Genomic DNA, 17,573 nt, shown 5'->3' on the forward strand with positions numbered 1-17,573 from the left:
TGAACAGACCTTGCAGGGCGGCCTCTGCTCTGATTCCCTGATGTCGCTGGGGGCTGACTGATTCGTGTGCTCGTTGCTGGGGTTCCGCATGATGGTGCGGCGGAGCGGCAGGTGCTTTCGGTAGAAAGATGAGAAATGACCGCCAAGCCGGAAATCCTGGAGATGAGGCCTAAGATCACCGTTGTCGGCGTCGGCGGTGCCGGCGGAAACGCCGTCAACAACATGATCACCGAGGGCCTGCAGGGCGTCGAGTTCGTCGTCGCCAATACTGATGCCCAGGCGCTCACCATGTCGAAGTCGTCGCGGCTGATCCAGTTGGGCGCGCATGTGACAGAGGGCTTGGGGGCCGGATCTTTGCCCCATGTCGGCAGCGCGGCCGCGGAGGAATCCATCGACGAGATCATGGATCATCTCGCGGGAACCCATATGTGTTTCATCACGGCGGGCATGGGCGGCGGCACAGGGACCGGCGCTGCGCCGGTCATTGCGCGTGCCGCACGCGATGCCGGCATTTTGACGGTGGCCGTCGTTACCAAGCCTTTCGTGTTCGAAGGCAAGCGGAGGACCCAGGCCGCGGAGGAGGGTATAGAACGCCTTCGCGAGTGCGCCGACACGGTGATCGTCATCCCGAACCAGAACCTCTTCAGGGTCGCCGACGCCAGGACCACGTTTGCCGACGCCTTTGCCATGGCGGACCGTGTTCTCTACGCGGGTGTCGGATGCATCACGGATCTCATCGTGAAAGAAGGCCTGATCAATCTCGATTTCGCCGACGTGAAGTCAGTGATGCGGGACATGGGCCGGGCGATGATGGGAACCGGCGAGGCTTCCGGCGAGGGTCGTGCAAGGACTGCGGCCGAGGCCGCGATCGCCAATCCGCTGCTCGACGAGGCTTCCATGACAGGCGCCAGAGGCCTGCTCGTATCGATCTGCGGCGGCACGGACATGACGCTGTTCGAGGTCGATGAGGCTGCAACACGCATACGGGAAGAGGTCGACGCCGACGCCGACATTATCGTGGGCGCCATCTTCGACCAGGCATTGGCCGGGAAATTCCGGGTATCGGTCGTCGCGACGGGCCTACGCAAGAGCGTGGACATTGCACAGCCAGAGCAAAGGATCGCTTGAAGCGCTCGGCCTGTCCAAAGGCGACGCACTGGCCGGACCGTCACCCAACCTTTGATCTGGTCTAGCCGCAGCCGGGCGCGCCAGGTCGGCCAGCCGATCGTTTCTGCTCCGCCATGGTCGCGTCCTGGAGGCGATGGGCGACGCTCGGATATTCGCGGCGAGGCCGCCGCTGCGGGTTGCGGACCGCAACAGCGGCAGGCCGGCTCAGATCATTGCGGAACCTCCGCCTCTGGGGTAGTTTAGAAAGTGATTGGATGAGGAATGCGCCCGCATTCGCCTTGGCGCCTCTCTCAGTTCCTGTTTCGGCAGATTGTGAACTCTTTAACAGACCCTGACACCGCAAGCTGCGTTCTTGTGGTCGACAGGTCATAGCAGTTAAGGATTTGCCATGCTGCGATGCTGCGCGTTCATTGCAGCCTTGATCCTCGTGGGCCTCACGACGTTCGATGCTCGCGCCGATCGAAGGGTTGCCCTTGTGATCGGCAATTCCGAATATCGCGAAATCCCGGCGCTCAGGAACCCGGACAAGGATGCCGCGGATGTGTCGAACACGTTTCGGCTCGCCGGCTTCGACGTGTTCGTGGCCAAGGATCTCACCAAGCTCGAATTCGAGAAGCAGTTTCGCAGCTATCTGGCCGCCGCCGACGGCGCCGACCTGGCTGTCGTCTACTATTCCGGCCACGGCTTCCAGATAGGCGGCGAGAATTTCCTGATCCCGGTCGATGCCTCGCTGAAGAGGGCGGCCGACATCGAGGTCCAGGCGATCAAGCTCAACGATGTGCTGGAGCAGATGCGGTCGAAATCGAAGATCCAGGTGATCATCCTCGACGCCTGCCGCAACAACCCGTTCCCGCGGAAGGACTACTGGCTGCGCGATCAACTGATCACCGCCGGCAATGCCGGCCTCGCGCAGGTCAAGAGTTCGCTGAACACGCTGATCGCCTTCGCGACCGAACCGGGCTCGGTCGCCTATGACGGAACCGGTGACCTCAGTCCCTTCTCATCGGCATTTTCGCGCCGCGCATTGGCGCCGAACCAGGAGATACGCACCGTGATGGCCGCCGTGCGCCGCGACGTGGTCGAGGCCACCGATGGCAAGCAGGTTCCCTGGGAGAATTCCTCGCTGATCGACGAGGTCGTGCTGATGCGCCGCGCCACCCGGCCTTCGCTGCCGCCGGTGCTGGAGAAGGTCGTGTTGTCGGGGGTCGGCCCGGTCGATCTCGGCCTGCCGCAGCCGGTCGATGTCGACGGCGGAACCGTCACCGTCAGCATCGAGAGACCGCCAGCTCTCGGCCGCCTGATGCTGGACGGCAAGCCTGTCGAGCTTGGCCAGCCGATCCAGGGTAAGGATCTGCCGCGCCTGAAGATGGATGTCCCCAAGGGCGCCGCCGCGCAGGACGAGGTGGATATGCTGGCCTACGCCACGCATGACGAGTGGGGCGGCCAAAGCCAGGGTATACTGGTGTTTCGCGTCAAGAGCGGCGAGGGCGCCGAGGGGCAACAGGTCATGGCCTCGCTGGAAGCCGAGCAGAAGCAACAGGTGCTGGAACGTGGCATTCACATCACCGGCGCGGCCGAGGCGATCGAAAACCGCGACATCGGTGTTCCGGTGGGCGTCGGCCCGGTTGCGCTGAACCTGGATCTACCGACGAAGGATCCCGCGGTCAGCCTGAAAGTCGCGAGCTATCCCGCAACGGGAACGCTATCCCTGCCTGACCGAACACTGACGCCCGACTCGAGCCTGATGGCCGACGAGGTCGAGCACTTGCGGTACGAACCCCAGATCGGCACCGTCAAACCGCTCATCGTCGGTTTTGAAATCCGGGCGGACAACAATTCGTCCAAGCCCGCCACCATGAAGCTCTCGCCAAGCGTCGATCCATGCGATACGGCGGCCGGTGAGCCCCTCGACCTGCAAGGCGTGGTCCCCGGCCTGTTGCCGAACGAGATCGGCGCCGGCGCGGTGGACGCCTGCGAGGCGGCGGTGAAGGCTTATCCAGATGTACCCCGCTTCCGATATGAACTCGGACGCGCGCTGCTTGCCGCCGGCAAGGTCGATGACGCCAGGACAGCCATCGAGGAGGCCGCGAAGAAGGGGCATGTCCGCGCCGTCTTCGAACTCGGCTACCTGCATGCGACCGGAACCGGAATGGCTGAGGACCGCACGCAGGCCAATGCCCTCTACAAGGCCGCGTCGGACAAGGGCGATCCCTACGGCATGACGTCCTGGGGCCGCGCCCTGTTCAACGGCTACGGCGTCAAGCCTGACACGGCCGGCGGGCTGGACCTGCTGCTCAAGGCGGCGGCCATGGGGCATACCTATGCCATGAACGATCTGGCCGCGATCTTCACGGAGGGCCGCAATGGCGTGACCGCCGACCCGGATCGCGCGGTTGCCTTCCTTCAGGCCGGCGTGCAGCGGCAGGACATGTATTCGATGAACCTGCTCGGCCGGAACTACCTTAGCGGCCAGGGCGTGGACAAGGATCCGAAGATGGCGCTGACGCTGTTTCAGCGGGCCATCGATCTCGGCCAGCCCTACGCTCCGGCCAGCCTCGGGCGCATGTACCGGGACGGCATTGGCGTGGAGCGGGACCTCGCCGAAGCGCAAAGACTGTTCGAGCTTGGGACCATGCGCGGCGATCAGTCCGGCGCCTACGATCGCGCGGCTCTCGAAATGCAAAAGGGCGACAAGGCCGATCAGGCCGTCGCCGCGCGTTTCCTCGCCTTCGCGGCCGCGCTCGATCTTCGCAAGGAGCTGCCGGAGGCCAGGAAGACGCTGGCAAAGTTCGGAGCGAAGCCGAAAACGGCGGCGCTGCAGCAGTTGCAACAGGAACTCAAGTCGAAGGTCGCCGCGAGCGGTTCGCTGGACACTCAGCTGGTCAACGCGGCCAGGGCAGTGTGGGAAGAAGCCAATCCGCGCAGGGACCTTTTTTGATCAACCGGGAGGCAATGGTGGGCAGGACATTGAAGCAGGCAATCACCGCAGCAACGCTGTCCGGCGTCATGGTGGCGCTCATGGGCTGCACGTCCATGATGCCCAAGGCCGAGCCGACGCCGGTGGCGGCGGAGCCGCAGCAGAAGGCGGTCAGTACGACCCCTCAGACCAAGGTCGTCAAACGGAAAAAGGTGACGGCCAAGAATGCGGTAAAGCCGGTTGAGGAAACCACGCCCGTCGTCGTTCCGCCCTTAGGCGGTGGCGGTGGCGGCAACGGTGGGGGTGGGGGTGGCTGGGGATGAGAGTGGCCAGATCAGTGTTTAGGGCCAGTCGGTTGCGATGATCGCACCTTGCTGCAGCTGAGCCGATTTCGTATCGCTTTCAAAAGCTCGCTCAACATCTGCCGGCAACACACCTTTTCCTGGAATTGCCCTAGGCATGCGCAGATTGGCGCAGCGCCTCGATCTCCGCCGTCTGGATGCCCATTTCGACAAAGGCTGAAAGCACGGAAAAGCGATCGGCGAGCGCGACACGTGCCAGCCCCGTCAGAATGCCGGCATTGACCGCATGGGCAGCGGGGAACGGCCGCATCGCAGGCATCGCCGCCTCGTCCGTGGCCAAACCGTCGTCGCGCCATATCACCGCCAGGGCAATCCAGGCGACCGGCGTCGTCGGCGGCAGCGCCACGGCACTGCCCAGCGCCGCATGATGCCTGGGATTGTCCGGCTCGCTTATCCAGTCGCCGACAAGCATGAGCAGCTCCAGGTCCTGCCCGTCGAGCAGGTCGCGCAGGTGGCTCAGGCATTCATGAGCCCACCACACCGAGGCCCGTTCGGCGAGCAGGTAGGCACAGAAGGTGATCGCTTCCTCGGGCACCGGCCCGGCGAGGAGGGTGCGGCAGAACTCGATCGAGGCCTGTTCGGTCGGGAGGGCGCTCATGTCCGCGGCAACAGCGGGACAAGCCACGAAAAGGTCCCGTGCCGTTTTGTATCGGAGCTCATTGGCCATGGCCGCCAGCCTCCCAGGGGAACAACAACCACTCAAGCGCCCGGCGAGGCGCCGGTCAAGTCTTGCTCGACCGGCAGGCGGCCATTGCCGGCGATGCCGCATATTTTCGCCGTGGCCGACAGACAGTCGCGCTGGAATTTGGTATGATCCGCGGCTGGCGAAATCGGATGCTCAAACGGGAGTAACGGTTATGCGAATGGGCAGTTCAGCCTTTGTGTTTGCGGTCGCGCTTTTGTCTGGTCAGGCTTTTGCCGATCCGCTGCAGAAATCGGAAGACATTGTGAAGTTCTTTGCCGGAGTGGGCAATCTAGGCGCTTCGCGCGGGATTTGCGTCGGCACCGAGGACGAATGCAAGAGCAAGGCCGAGACGAAGAACGCGCCGGCCCAGAAAACCGGCCTCGACATGATGATCAATTTCGGGCTTGATTCAGCCCAGCTCGACACAACCGCGCGCACGGAGCTCGACGAGTTCGCCAAGGCGTTGAAGGACCAGCGCTTGAGCTCTTTCAGCTTCGTTGTCGAAGGCCACACCGACGCCTCCGGCTCGTCCCGCTACAATCAGGAACTGTCACAGCGTCGAGCGCAATCGGTGGCCGCCTTCCTGACGGCCAATGGCGTGCAAGCTGCCCGGCTCGAAGCGATCGGCTTGGGCAAGACGCATCCGCGCAGCGCCAACCCGTACGATCCGGTCAACCGCCGGGTCGAAATGCGGATCAGAACGGAGTAGCCGGCGGCAGCGCACACGCGCCGCCCTCATTTGTGTCGGCAAGCGCCCTTTGCGGCAAGCCGGGTTCCGGCCGTCACTTGTTGAGCACGCCGCCCACCGCCACGCCGGTGCCGAAGATCAGCGCCTTGGTCAGGAAGTCGTTGTTGTCCTGAGGCGGCGGCTCCTCCTGCCGGACCACCGTCTCGCGGTTGCGCTGTCTTTTCTGGACGACCTGCTGCTGCTTGCGCTGTTTCTGAACCGTCGGCTTTGGTACGCGGGCCTTCTGCACCACCTGCTTCTTCGGCGTCGTCGCGCGGGCCTGGTCGGCGGCGTGTCTGGCGCGCACGGCCTCCATCATCGGGTCCGTCTGGACCACCAGGAAGGCCAGTTGCTCCCGCGTCAGGAAGCCGGTCGGCGGCAGGCCGTTCTTCTCTTGCCAGTCGCCGATCGCCTGGCGGGTCTTGGGCCCCATGTTCCCGTCGACGCTGCCAAGCTCGTTGCCGAGGGCCTCGATGCGCAACTGCAGATCGATGCGCCCCTCGCGATCGAGACCGATAGCGCTTTCCGTCAGTTCGCTGCCCAGCGCCTGCTTCATTTCGTCCGAAATGCCGACGGACGTGCGCACCGTGGAGCCGGAATTGGCGTTCGCCTCGTCCGTATCGAGGGCCGCAACCTGCTTGTCTTCGGCTTTCGGGTCCTGCAACTCGTCGATGTTCAGCTTCGCCACCGTGGCGAAACGGCCGTTCGGGAACTGTTCGAGATAGGCCTCGTAGAACGGAATGGAATTCTTCTTCGAGGCCTCGTCCCACAGGCGCTGCTCGACTTCCCACGACGGAGCTTCGCCAACCACCAGGGCGGGGGCCGAAGTGGCCGCGGCATCGGGTGCCTCGGCTGCGGGTTTTGCCGCGGGCGTCGCCACGACAGGTTTTCCCATGAAGACCTCGCGTCCCAGCGACGCATTGTGCCAGGGGCGCTGCCGGCCTTGCGTGGTCTCGGTCACTTCGCCGCGCACGCGCGTCAGCGCGCTCTGGATCTCGACACCCGGCTCGGTCAGGTGCCTGGCGAGCGCGGTCGAATAGGGACTGTTGACGCCGTTGCCGTCGAAAGCGATGGCGCCGGGATCGGTTGCGTAGGCAATCAGGATGCCGCCGGTGCCGACGCCGTCCGATCTGGCCTCGACCGGCGCCAGTCCGGCCCCCAGCGAACGGCTCTTCGGCAACGCGGCGGCAAGCGTCCTTGCCAGCGGATTGTCGCGGCAGGCGTCGAGGATGATGACGCCGACCGCCGGCTCGGGCGGCAGCGCCGACATGAACTCGTCGATCTGGATGGTGCGGGTCTTGAGATAGGCGGGCGACGTCAGCTCGGCATCGACCGGAATGAGGAAATTCTTGCCGTCCACCTGCATGCCATGGCCGGCATAGTAGATGACGGCGAGGTCGGCGTCGTAGGATTGCTCGGTAAACCGGCTGATGAGGCTGTGCATGCCGGCATTGTCCTGGTCCAGGCCTTCGATGACCTCGAAGCCGGCGTTGCGCAGCGTCGATGCAATGAGCTGTGCGTCATTGGCGGGATTGGGCAAGGCGACGGCATGGACGTATTTGCTGTTGCCGATCACCAGCGCGACGCGTTTGGCGTCGGGTGCGGCGCCGACGGGCGCGGCGGCCTGGGCGCCAAGCGAGGCCAGGACAAACAGGATAAATCCGCTCAGAAAGACGGCGAACGCTTTCATGGGTCAGCCCTCCGCCCCCAAGGGGCGCGCTGGTGGTGTCTGCGCATGCTAAAATTCATCGGCGACACAAGTCGCTTCTGCCAAAATGGCTTCTGGGCGTCTGTGATCCCAGCCACAGTTTTGGTTCACAAAGGGCCCAAAAAAGTTCGTCGATAGTAGCACCTGGTAGCGGCAACACCAACGAACCCACCGGTTGAGGGTGCTTCAAAGAGTGTTCTGAACCGAGCTGATGAGGGCGGTGAGGGCCTGCTTGTACTTTTCGAATTCCGGTGACGTCTGCCGGATCTCGGTCGTGGTCGTCGACTGCTGGCCCGCGTCGGTGGCGATCCGGGGGACCTTCTGCCCCATTTTCCGTTCCGCCCAGTCCATGACGTAGCTTGCCGTCTTGCCGGTCAGGAACGGGTTGGCCTGGATGACGGCCGATCCGAGCACCGCGCTCAACTGCGCCGAGCCCGGCGCCGCCAGCACCTGGGCCGCACCTTCCATGCCAAGGAAATGGCACAGATAGAGCCGCCCGGCGGTGATCTGATGTCCGCGGGCACGAAGGTAGGCCTCGCCCTCGCGCGCCAGGTTGCGCACCATCTCGCGCGACAGCGTGGCGTCGTAGCGAAGCGCGAGCAGGTCGGCGGTCGACAGCGATCGGGCGAGATCGGGCCTGTACGTGTTCATCATCCGGATCCAGGTCTTGGTGATGAACTGGCCGGCGCCGGTCGCCGAGGAAAGCGGGTTCTTGGCCCGCGCGCTGCCGCCGCTTTCGACATGGACGATGCGGTCTGTCAGCGTCTCGACGGCAGCATCGCCGGAACCGCCAGAACCGCCAGAAGCGTAGCTGGCAACCTTGGTGACCGTTCCCAACGGATCGATCGCCTCGCCACTCTGGTAGAGCTCGAAATGCAGATGCGGGCCGGTCGAAAGCCCGGTGGTGCCGATATAGCCGATGACGTCGCCGGCCTTGACCTTGGTGCCGACGCCGCTCGCGATGGCGAATTTCTGCATATGCGCGTAACGCGTCTCGCGCCCGTTGGGATGCGAGATCTTCACCAGGTTGCCATAGCTGCCGCCATCGCCCTGGAAGGTGATCTCGCCATCGAAGGCGGCCATGATCGGTGTGCCGACCGGAGCAGCCCAGTCGACGCCCTTGTGGATCCGGACCGTGCCGAGGATCGGGTGCTTGCGCGGGCCGAAGGTCGAAGTCATGACCCCGCTCACCGGGGTGACCATGCCGTTGGTCACGGCCAGCGAACGAACCTCGTCATTGCCGGTGACGCACGCAAACTGGCCGTCGCTTTGCTGGAAAACGAAACAGTCGAGGCTCTTCTGTGTGCCCTGCACGCCGACATAGAGGACCCGTCCGGAGATCTCGCTTTGGCCGCGAGGGGTTTGCGAATAGATCAGGACCAGGCGCTGGTCTTCGCTGGCGAAGGCGTCGAGATCCTGCCCCCGCGACAGATACATGATCGCCTCGCCGATCACGCTGGTCGGAACCTTGTTGCGTGCGGCCGTCGAATAGATCGCGTCGAGCAGGCGATACTGGCGCTTGGGCCCGCCCTCGTCGGATGCGCCTGAATAGTTGAACAGGTCCTCGCGGACCCACGGGTCGACGCCCGACACGAACGCTCCCCCGGCGTTGCGCGTCAGCGTGCCGACATAGACGTTCCTGGCGTAGATCGAAACCTGCATGAGCGACATTGTCGTCGCGTCGCGCGTCGGCCTGAAGCCACGCATGGCCACGACATAGCCCGGCTCCAGGCTTTCCCGGTTGAACAGCGCCTTCAGCGCCTCGCCGGCGAGCTTCGCATCGTCGGCCGAGAAATGCGCGTCGAGCACGACGCTGTCCAGGTTGCGGTCGTTGAGGATCTTCACGAACGTGTCTTCAGTCGCCTCGAAGCGCTGGTACTCGCTGGCGACGGTCGCGACGGTCGTATTGTTCTCGATCTCGGTTTTCTTGAAGGCGGGAAGGGCGGCTTCGCCCTGATCGACGGTCTCGCCCCAGCCGGCCTCGGGATCGTCGGCATCTGCCTTGGCCGGACCGTCAGGCGCTTCGCTGTCGTCGGGCGCCTGCTGGAGGTCGTTGCCCAGGTCGCCTTGCTGGTCGTCGGTTGCAGCCGGCGCGGGTGGGACGGCTTGCTGATCGGGTTCGGCCGCCGCGGGCTTCGCAGGGGTTTGCCGCTGCGCCTGGAAGAAGGCGAAATCCTCCTGCGTCGAGGGGATCGTGGTCATGAACTTTTCGCTGGCGCTGAGCATCACGTCGGACAGGACCTCGATCTGCGGCGAGATCCCGGCCTGGTCTAGCTCCGCCGGTCGCGCGACCGGATGGCCTTTCGCCGAGGTGTCGGCATCGGGGGCAAGGGTGATCCACATCGGGTCCCCGGCAAGATCGATGATGGCGGGCACATAGACCGACGCGTCGGCCGGAACATCCTCCGTGCCCTCGACGGCCTGCAATTCCTCGTCCTCATCGCCGAACGACCAATAGTCGGCGGTAAGATAGAAACCCGTGGCGGCCGCAGCCAGGACGATCGCCGCAAGACCGATACCGAACCAGCGCCAGAGCTTGCGCCTGCGCAACGCCAGGCGCGCCTCCCTTTTCCGCTTGAAGCTCGTGTCGATACTGTGCGTCACGGGCTGTTCCCGGTCAGGAAGAATGTCCAGCGCACCTGTTCGAGCGTGTCGACTTCGACAAACCGCGCGGCGATGTGTCCGCGCTGCCAGCATTCGTCGATGCCGCGTATCGAGAAGCGGCGCCGGTCAATGCACATTTCGGTCGAGCCGTTCAGGATCGCGTGGCCGAACACGTCCGTCGCATAGATGTAGATGTAGCGGTTGGTCAGCTCCTCGCGAATGACGTTAACGCACTGGTTGGCGCCGATGGTCCACCAGCCGTCGGTCTGGTCGGCATTGTCGACTTTCTGGCCGACGGCAAGATTGACGACGTCGAGCGTCTGATTGCAGACCGTGAACTCCGCGCGGGCGTGGCCGATCGACAGGATCGTCAGCAATGCCGCGACCGGGATCGCGGCAAGCTGGATCCGGCCGATCAGGCCGCGCGGCGGCAGCGCCCGATTACGCGGTTTGCGTGCCAGGGTGGCGGCCAGGATTGAGGAACGCGGGCGGCTCGACATCGGCGTCCATGCTACCCGCCGAGCCGAAAATATTTGGCGGTGGCGGAGTAGTCGGATCTGTCGGCCTCGATCTCGTTGAGGATCCTGGGCAGCAGCGCCGAGGCCTGGGTTGGCGTGGAGAAGACGGCGGCCTTGACATCCCGTGGGCCGGTGATCACCAGGATGATCTGCGGCAGCACCTTGCCGTCGGCTTTGTCGGCGGCACCGAGCCCGATCGGGATGTTGAAGGTCGCCTTGCCTGGTTGCGCGACGATGCGGTCATCGAGGTTGAAGACCATGCCTCGGTGGTCGATCAGGAGCACGTTGGAGATGAGGCCGCCACGCGTCACCAGCGTGCCGCCGATCGGCGTGCCGTTCGGCACCAATGTCCGATCGAGGACGAGCCGCGGCTCGTCGGCACCGGTGTGGCCGAGACGATGCAGAAAATTGGTGACCTCGCACTGGGCGGGCTCAATGAGGCGCACGCTGATATCCGGCTCGACCTGGAACCGCGCCTGGAAGTCGGACATCATGCGCTCGAACGGCTGGACGGCAGTGCCAAATCCCTCGATCGCGACGGCATTGTCGGTTGCCGATGTCATGGTCGCATAGAAACAGTCGCCGCCGCTGAAGTCGTTGACCCAGGAAGCGCGCTGCGCGGTCTCGTCGGCGGGAGCCGCCGGCGGAGCCTGGGGCTTGGGCACATTCAAGACGACAGTCTCATTCGGCTGCTTGGCGACGGGCGGCTCAGGCTGCGGGCTTGTCGTGGTTGTCGCTTGCGGCGGAGTGGCCGCTTCATCGGGTGCCTTGTCGGCTGCCTTCGGCTCGGCCGGTTCGTTGGCCGGTTGCTTGGGCTTCGGTATCTCCGCGACATCCGGTTTGACGGGCGCCGGCGCTTTTTCGACCGGCGGCGAGACCGGAGTTATCGCTTCCGGCGGCGAAGCAGGAGCGATTTTGGGGAGCGGCGCGGCCGTCTGCTGGCTGTCGCTTGGCTGCGGCTGACCTGCCGCCGGAGCCTTTTCGGCGGGCGCTTGCGCCTCGGCTCTCGGCGGCTTTGGTGCCTCCTCGACCGGCGGGACGGGTTCGGCCGGCTGCGCTGGCGCCGGCTTCTGCCCGGACGCGGCTTCCGGCTGTTTTTCGACCGGAGCCGCGGTGGGCTGCACCGGCTTCTCAGCCGGAGGTTGGCCTGCCTCTGTTCTTGGTGTTTGGGACGGCTCCGTTGCCGGTTCGTTGCCGGGTGACTTGGAGGCGCTCTCGGTCGGTGCCGGCTTCGGTGTTTTCGAGGGAGAAAGCGTCGTTTTGCCGGCTGGCGGCACTGGTGGCGTCAGGATGCCGCTGAAATAGATACCAGCTGCCGATACCACAGCCAGCGCCGCCACGGCGGCGATCGCGATGGTGCCGGTCCTCCCAGCTTTCCGGGAAGCGTCGGGCACGGCCGCGCGGGCAGCGGTGGCCGCCGCCCGAGGGCGCGGTTCGGCAAGGTGCGCGGGGCGCTGATGCGGAACAAAGCGTTGGCCGTCGGGAGTTGTCGAAGGCTGGGCTTGCAACTTCCCCGGAGCCGGGGGCGCGGCGGTGCGATGCAGGTCCGACCTGTCGCGCGGCATGGCGGATGCCGGCGGCCTAGTATCCTCGTCGGCGTCGCGGGTCATCCTGGCGATCTCTGCCATGCTGGTCGGCCGGTGCTGCGGGTCCGGTTGCAGCATCGCCTCGATAATCTCGCGGAAATCGGCATCGATGTCGGAAAGGTCCGGGACCGATCGGCGCTTTTCCACGATTTCGAGCTGGGAGCCGCTCATGTCGATCGGCTTGCCGCGCAAGGCGGCGGCCAGCACCAATCCCATGCTGTAGATGTCTGACTGCTCGCTGACCTCGGCTCCGTAAAGCCCCAGCTGTTCGGGGGAAACGTAGTTGTACTTTCCCGCGAACCTGCCGCCGATCAGCGTTTCCCCGCCGACGGCGGCCGAACGCGCGATGCCGAAATCGATGATCTTTGCATGGTCGACCCGGCCCCCCGGCAGGATGATGTTGTCCGGGGAAAGGTCGCGATGAATCGCTCCCGCCTGATGCACGGCGCTCAGGCCGGAGGCGAGACGATGGCAGAGCTTGCGCACGTCCGCCACGGGCATGGCGCCACGCCGCATGATATCGAACAGCGACTCGCCGTCGACGAATTCCATCGCCAGGTACGGACGCCCGATGCCGGGATCGATCGTGAAGACGTGGTAGCGCACGACCGCGTCGTGCGACAGGTGATTGAGGATCGACGCTTCCTTGCGGAACAAAGACAGGATCGTCTGGTCGCGGGCAAATTCCGGCAGCACGATCTTGATGGCGACGTGGTCGCCGGTCTGGATGTTGTGGCCGCGATAGACTTCGCCCATCCCGCCGGACGCGATCCGCTCGTCAAGCTCGTAGATGCCGCTGAGTTGCGTGCCCACGCCGGTGTTGGTAAGGCTTGGCGAGATGCGCGTCTTGTCGTCGGCGCTCATCGGTCTCGACCCTCGGCCGTGGGCGGATGCGGACGGGGCGCCTGGCCGTTGCGGCGGTCGCCGATCTTGACGAGAATGACGGTCACATTGTCGGTTCCGCCGCGCGCCAGGACCGTTTCCAGCAGCTTTTCGCACGCCGCCCGAGGCGCGGCGGACAACACCGCCGCCTCGATCTCCGCGTCGCTGACATGCGCCGTCAGCCCGTCGGTGTTCAGCACGAAAACGTCTCCCGGCATGGTCTCGCCCTGCTGGTAGTCGATCACGATCTCGTCGCTGACGCCGACCGCGTGGGTGATGACGTTGCGGCGCGGCCAGGTGAGCGCTTCGGCGGCGCTGATCACGCCTCGGTCGAGGAGCTCCTGGACTTCGGTGTGGTCTCTTGAGATCTGCGAGATCGAGGCATTGCGGACAAGATACACGCGGCTGTCGCCTGCCCACAGGCAGGCAAACCGTCCGTCCATCACCAGCAGGGCGGCGAAGGTGGAGCCGATGGTTATGCCGCGGGTTTCGGATATCCTGCGGATTTCGGCATTGGCCCGGCTCAGCCTGTCCTCGAAGCGGGCGCGAAGGTCCGGTGCGGAGCTTGCGATGCCGATCGTCGCCAGGTGATCGATGATGCTTGCTGACGCCACCTCGCCGGCATCATGCCCGCCCATGCCGTCGGCCACCACCCACAGGCCTGTTCGCGGCTCGACCAGATAGTTGTCTTCATTGTGGTCGCGCACGCAGCCTTTATGGCTGACGCCGAAGCTTTCAAAGGGAAGGGGGGCGACGGTGTTCAATTTGCCACCAAGCGCTTCTCAAGCGTCCTTCGCCGCGCGCCCTCGGGCCGCCGCTCGCGCCACTCTGCCACAGGCGCGAACATTAGAGTATCGAAATTAGGGCCGGCGCGCCGGTCGGCCTGGGTTGTCGCTGACGTGGCGGAGAGCCGAAAAATCATCTCAGAATGCCTTCGGACAACTGAACCCGGCAAGCGCCGAAAGGAACAGCGGGTTGGGATCGGAGTTGCTCTGGACCGTATAGGCAACGTCGCGTCCGCCGATCACGAAGCGGGCTTCCAGATTGCCTTCGCCGCCGCTGACGGAGGCCTTGTCCATCAGCCGTTTCAGCGCCCACGGACCGTCGAACTTGATGGCGGATTCCCGGCCGGGCATTTCCGGCGCAAGGCTGAGGCTGGCGGAGCCGGAAGCCGCGCCGCTCGGCCAGCTCAGTGTGCTGGGCGCGTTGCCAGTCTGGCTGCTTTGAACTGTCTGGCCATCGACGTCGAGCACCGCGCTGTCGGCATCGCCATGCAACGAAAAGGGCGTGAAGGTGATGCTGACCAACGGCACCGAACCGCCCGAAGGAAAGAAAGCGGCGCGGATTTCCGCTGCCGACTGGAAGGTCTTCAACGTGGCTTTCGAGAGGTCGCGACCGAAGCGCTGGTCCTGTTTCCAGCTCCAGTCCTGGCCGGTCATGTCGATCATGGATGCGAGATTTTGCGCGAAGAACCGATCCATCAATCCACCGGGGGCGAACAGCTTGGCGAAGTCCGCCATCGCGATATCCTGCGTGCTATCGCCGGCGAAAGGATAGCGGCCGTTGACCATCTCCTCGCAGGGCTGCGTCACCGTCTGGTCGAGCAACTGGTTCAAATTCGCCACCGAGGTCTCGGCGACGTTGCCCTCGAACTCGTCGGCGGCCGCGTTGACCATCCGGGCAAGCGGCTTGGGCAGGCGCGAGACGTTGGCGCGCAGCGTCGAGACCTGCAGCTGCAGGTTGGTGTTGACGCGCTCCGTCTCAGAGGGAACGTCCGCCGCCAGCTTCAGGCTCTGGTAGATGTCGCGGAAGTTCTGCGTCAGCGCGTCGATCGGACGGCGTCCGGCGGGACCGCTCACCAGGGCCTGGAATGACCTGAACTGCGCCTCGACGTTGGCGCCGGGGCCCTGCGCGCCCGTCGAGCCGGCGCGGCTCTGCGACTTGCCGGCGGCCATCTGGAGGCCGATGCGGGCCAGACCCTTGGCGATACCTGCGGCGTCCGGCCGCTCGGCCGTGCCTGCCTGGACATCGAGGGGCTGGCCTTGCCGGGTCAGGGCAGTCTCATCGGCAATCGCGTTGAACAGCTGATCGATCGGTGAGTTTGGCGAGGCGGCGGCTGAAAGCGCGATGTATTGCGGCTTGTCCTTCAGCATCGCCTTGAACCGCAGCTGGTCGAGAACGCCGTTCCACGCCGCGGCAAACTCCTTGGCATAGCGATCGAGAAGTTCGGGACCGAGCTTGGGCAGTTCCTGATCGATGCCGCCCTGCTCGCCGCCACCGGCGAGAACCCATCGGTCGTCGACAAGCATCTGTGCGATGCGTGAGAGTTGTGGGAGGTAGAAATCGTTGAAGCCGGCGTGGGTGTAGATGCCGGGAATGCGAAGTCCCAAGAGATCGCTGCCGTCGATACGCTCGAACAGCAGCGGCGCTTCAGGGCCTGCTTTGACAGAAACTGAAAAATCGCTCAAGGCGGCCGCATAGACGGCCGACTTGATAAGGGCCGTGGCGCGGTCGGCCAGGCTCATGCGTCCGAGCGAGCGTTGGGCGGCTTCGACAAGCGGCTGGTCGAGCTCGAAAACCGGGTCATAAGCGTCGTCCAGCGCCAGCATGGCGCGCAGATGTTTTTCGAGCTGAACTCGTCCTTCGCGATTGTTTTCGCCGGGATAGCGGTTCTGCTCCCAGTCCTGCCGCATCCAGGAGACGATCAGCTCGTCGTCGACCTTGGGCGCCTTGCCGCCGAGCATCAGGTAGATCTTCAGCGGTTCATAGAGCGCGGCCGGATCGGCCATCCTGGCCTGGATCGTGCGCTCGGCCTGCAGCAGCAGGCGCGAGCGGAAGCTTCGCTCCAGCGCTTGCCGGTAGGCCGTCCTGGCCGCCGAAAGAAGCCGTTCGCGCTGGCTCAGGCCGATTGTCTCCTCGATCGGCGTCGGCGCGTCGCCGGTCTCAAATCCGGCCGGCAGGTTGCGCAGCTGGTCGAGCGGGCCAATCACGTTTTCGAGGTCGACATCGGCGACCTCGGTGCTTTCGAGCAGCGGTTCCGCCGCCTGGCGGTACTGGCTCATCGCCTGCGTCGTTGCGGCGAGCAGCGATCTGTTGGCCGTGAAGCTCAGCCCCAGCGCGCCCAGGGCGATCGCTGCGGCCAGGACGATCGCGCCGATGCCGCCATATCTGGCGATCGCGGCGCGCCTCTCGGCCGTCCTGTCGTATGAAACCCAGCCGGCCTCGGCGAAGATGACGTCTGCCAGAAGATCGTGGAGGAAGAAGCTCTTGCCGGTGCCAGAAAGGTGGGCCTGGGAGCTGCTGCCGAAGCTGCGCCCGATCGCGCCCAGCACCTGGTCGATCGGCGTTCCTTCCTGGGTGCCCGAAGAGAAATAGAGGCCGCGCAGGCTGACATTCACCTCGCTGCGGGAGATGTCGAACAGGCTGGTGATAAAACCGGTAACCCGGCTCCGCAATGCGCCGAACTGGGCCGGAAAGCCGAAGATGGATATGCGCGCGACCGGATCCTGCTCTTCCTGGAGCCGGTCGGCCATCTCGTCCGCCAGGCGCCCGGCCAGCGCGTCGAATTCGGCTGGAGCCTCGCCGGCCATGTTCTTGTTGCGGTCGGTGGTCTGGAAGGTCGCGCCCCATACCTTGCGCCTGCGCGCCTCGTCGAAGCCACCGAAGTAGTCCATGAAACCGGAGACGAGGTCGGCCTTGGTGAACAGCAGGTAGACCGGAAACTGGATCTTGAGCGTTTCATAGGTTTCGCGCAGGCGACTGCGTATCTCGGCGACATGGGCGTCAAGCTGCCGATCGTCGAAGCTCATGAGATCGGCGAGGCTGACAGCCAGGATGACGCCGTTGATCGGCTGCCTGGCGCGGTATTTCTTGAGCAGCGACAGGAAGGCGAGCCAACTCTTCCTGTCGCGCGACTGATCGGAATCCTGTGTCGTGTAGCGTCCGGCGGTGTCGATCAGCACGGCTTCGTCGGTGAACCACCAGTCGCAGGATCGCGTCCCGCCAATGCCGGCCACCGGCTGCGCGGTGCCGGAACCGGCAAGCGGAAACTTCAGGCCGGAGTTGACCAGCGCGGTGGTCTTGCCCGCGCCGGGCGGGCCGATGATGACGTACCAGGGGATCTCGTAGAGGAAATTGCGCTTGCCGCTCGAGCGTTTGAGCGTGGCGATGGCCTCGCTCATGCGGGCCTCGAGCACCTGCGAATCGTCATTGTCGGCGTCGTTGCGCACGATCGCGGCTTCAAGCGCCTTTTGCGCCTTTCGCCTTTGCCAGAACCGGACCGCGTAGAAGAGCGCCGCCGCGGCCAGGACCACGCCGATGATCGCGGCGCGCAACCAGACCGGCCCCAACGGGCGCGTATCGGCATAGCGGATCAGTGGTCCGGCAAACCAGACGGCTGCCGCGAAACCGGCCAGGGCGACGGCGTTGAGTATGCGCAGCAGCCAATGCGTCATGG

General features: G+C 64.8%; 11 protein-coding genes. 4 read left to right on the top strand and 7 right to left on the bottom strand.

What is annotated here, in order from left to right; translation table 11 throughout:
- The first annotated feature begins 135 nt into the window (after positions 1-135).
- The 3 genes from ftsZ (at position 136) to JG743_RS12075 (ending at position 4,368) form a co-directional block, all read left to right on the top strand.
- On the top strand, positions 136-1,128 hold the full coding sequence (ftsZ, locus tag JG743_RS12065; RefSeq protein ID WP_202300405.1) for a cell division protein FtsZ: 993 nt from the start codon (positions 136-138) through the stop codon (positions 1,126-1,128).
- A 388-nt stretch (positions 1,129-1,516) separates the two neighbouring features.
- On the top strand, positions 1,517-4,066 hold the full coding sequence (locus JG743_RS12070; RefSeq protein ID WP_202300406.1) for a caspase family protein: 2,550 nt from the start codon (positions 1,517-1,519) through the stop codon (positions 4,064-4,066).
- Between the two features lie 14 nt (positions 4,067-4,080).
- Positions 4,081-4,368, top strand: coding sequence for a hypothetical protein (locus JG743_RS12075; protein ID WP_202302592.1), 288 nt, complete (start codon positions 4,081-4,083; stop codon positions 4,366-4,368).
- Between the two features lie 130 nt (positions 4,369-4,498).
- Here JG743_RS12075 and JG743_RS12080 read toward each other — a convergent pair whose 3' ends face one another.
- Positions 4,499-5,005, bottom strand: a complete 507-nt coding sequence (locus JG743_RS12080; RefSeq protein WP_244673124.1) for a DUF6931 family protein — start codon at positions 5,003-5,005, stop codon at positions 4,499-4,501.
- Positions 5,006-5,264: 259 nt separating this feature from the next.
- On the opposite strand from JG743_RS12080, the gene JG743_RS12085 reads away from it, so the two are divergent.
- Complete coding sequence (locus tag JG743_RS12085) at positions 5,265-5,801, top strand: OmpA family protein (protein ID WP_202302593.1); 537 nt, start codon at positions 5,265-5,267, stop codon at positions 5,799-5,801.
- Between the two features lie 73 nt (positions 5,802-5,874).
- Here the strand turns inward: JG743_RS12085 and JG743_RS12090 are convergent, their stop codons facing one another.
- From JG743_RS12090 to tssM, 6 genes are all read right to left on the bottom strand, one after another.
- Positions 5,875-7,509 (bottom strand): caspase family protein, encoded by a 1,635-nt coding sequence (locus tag JG743_RS12090; RefSeq protein ID WP_202300408.1) that lies wholly within the window; start codon positions 7,507-7,509, stop codon positions 5,875-5,877.
- Between the two features lie 204 nt (positions 7,510-7,713).
- Positions 7,714-10,131, bottom strand: a complete 2,418-nt coding sequence (locus JG743_RS12095) for a M23 family metallopeptidase (protein WP_202300409.1) — start codon at positions 10,129-10,131, stop codon at positions 7,714-7,716.
- Entirely contained in the window at positions 10,128-10,631 is a 504-nt protein-coding gene (locus JG743_RS12100) for a DUF1036 domain-containing protein (RefSeq protein WP_202300410.1), read from the bottom strand. Before JG743_RS12100 ends, JG743_RS12095 begins: the two co-directional genes overlap by 4 nt.
- 11 nt (positions 10,632-10,642) lie before the next feature.
- A complete protein-coding gene (locus JG743_RS12105; protein WP_202300411.1) occupies positions 10,643-13,099 on the bottom strand; it encodes a serine/threonine-protein kinase in 2,457 nt (818 codons plus the stop codon).
- Positions 13,096-13,881 carry a PP2C family protein-serine/threonine phosphatase gene (locus JG743_RS12110; RefSeq protein ID WP_202300412.1) on the bottom strand — a complete coding sequence of 262 codons (786 nt, stop codon included), beginning with the start codon at positions 13,879-13,881 and terminating at the stop codon, positions 13,096-13,098. Before JG743_RS12110 ends, JG743_RS12105 begins: the two co-directional genes overlap by 4 nt.
- Positions 13,882-14,040: 159 nt before the next feature.
- Positions 14,041-17,571 (bottom strand): type VI secretion system membrane subunit TssM, encoded by a 3,531-nt coding sequence (gene tssM / locus JG743_RS12115; RefSeq protein WP_202300413.1) that lies wholly within the window; start codon positions 17,569-17,571, stop codon positions 14,041-14,043.
- Positions 17,572-17,573: the final 2 nt, after the last annotated feature.

The organism is Mesorhizobium sp. 131-2-1 (genome assembly GCF_016756535.1).
GTDB lineage: Bacteria > Pseudomonadota > Alphaproteobacteria > Rhizobiales > Rhizobiaceae > Mesorhizobium.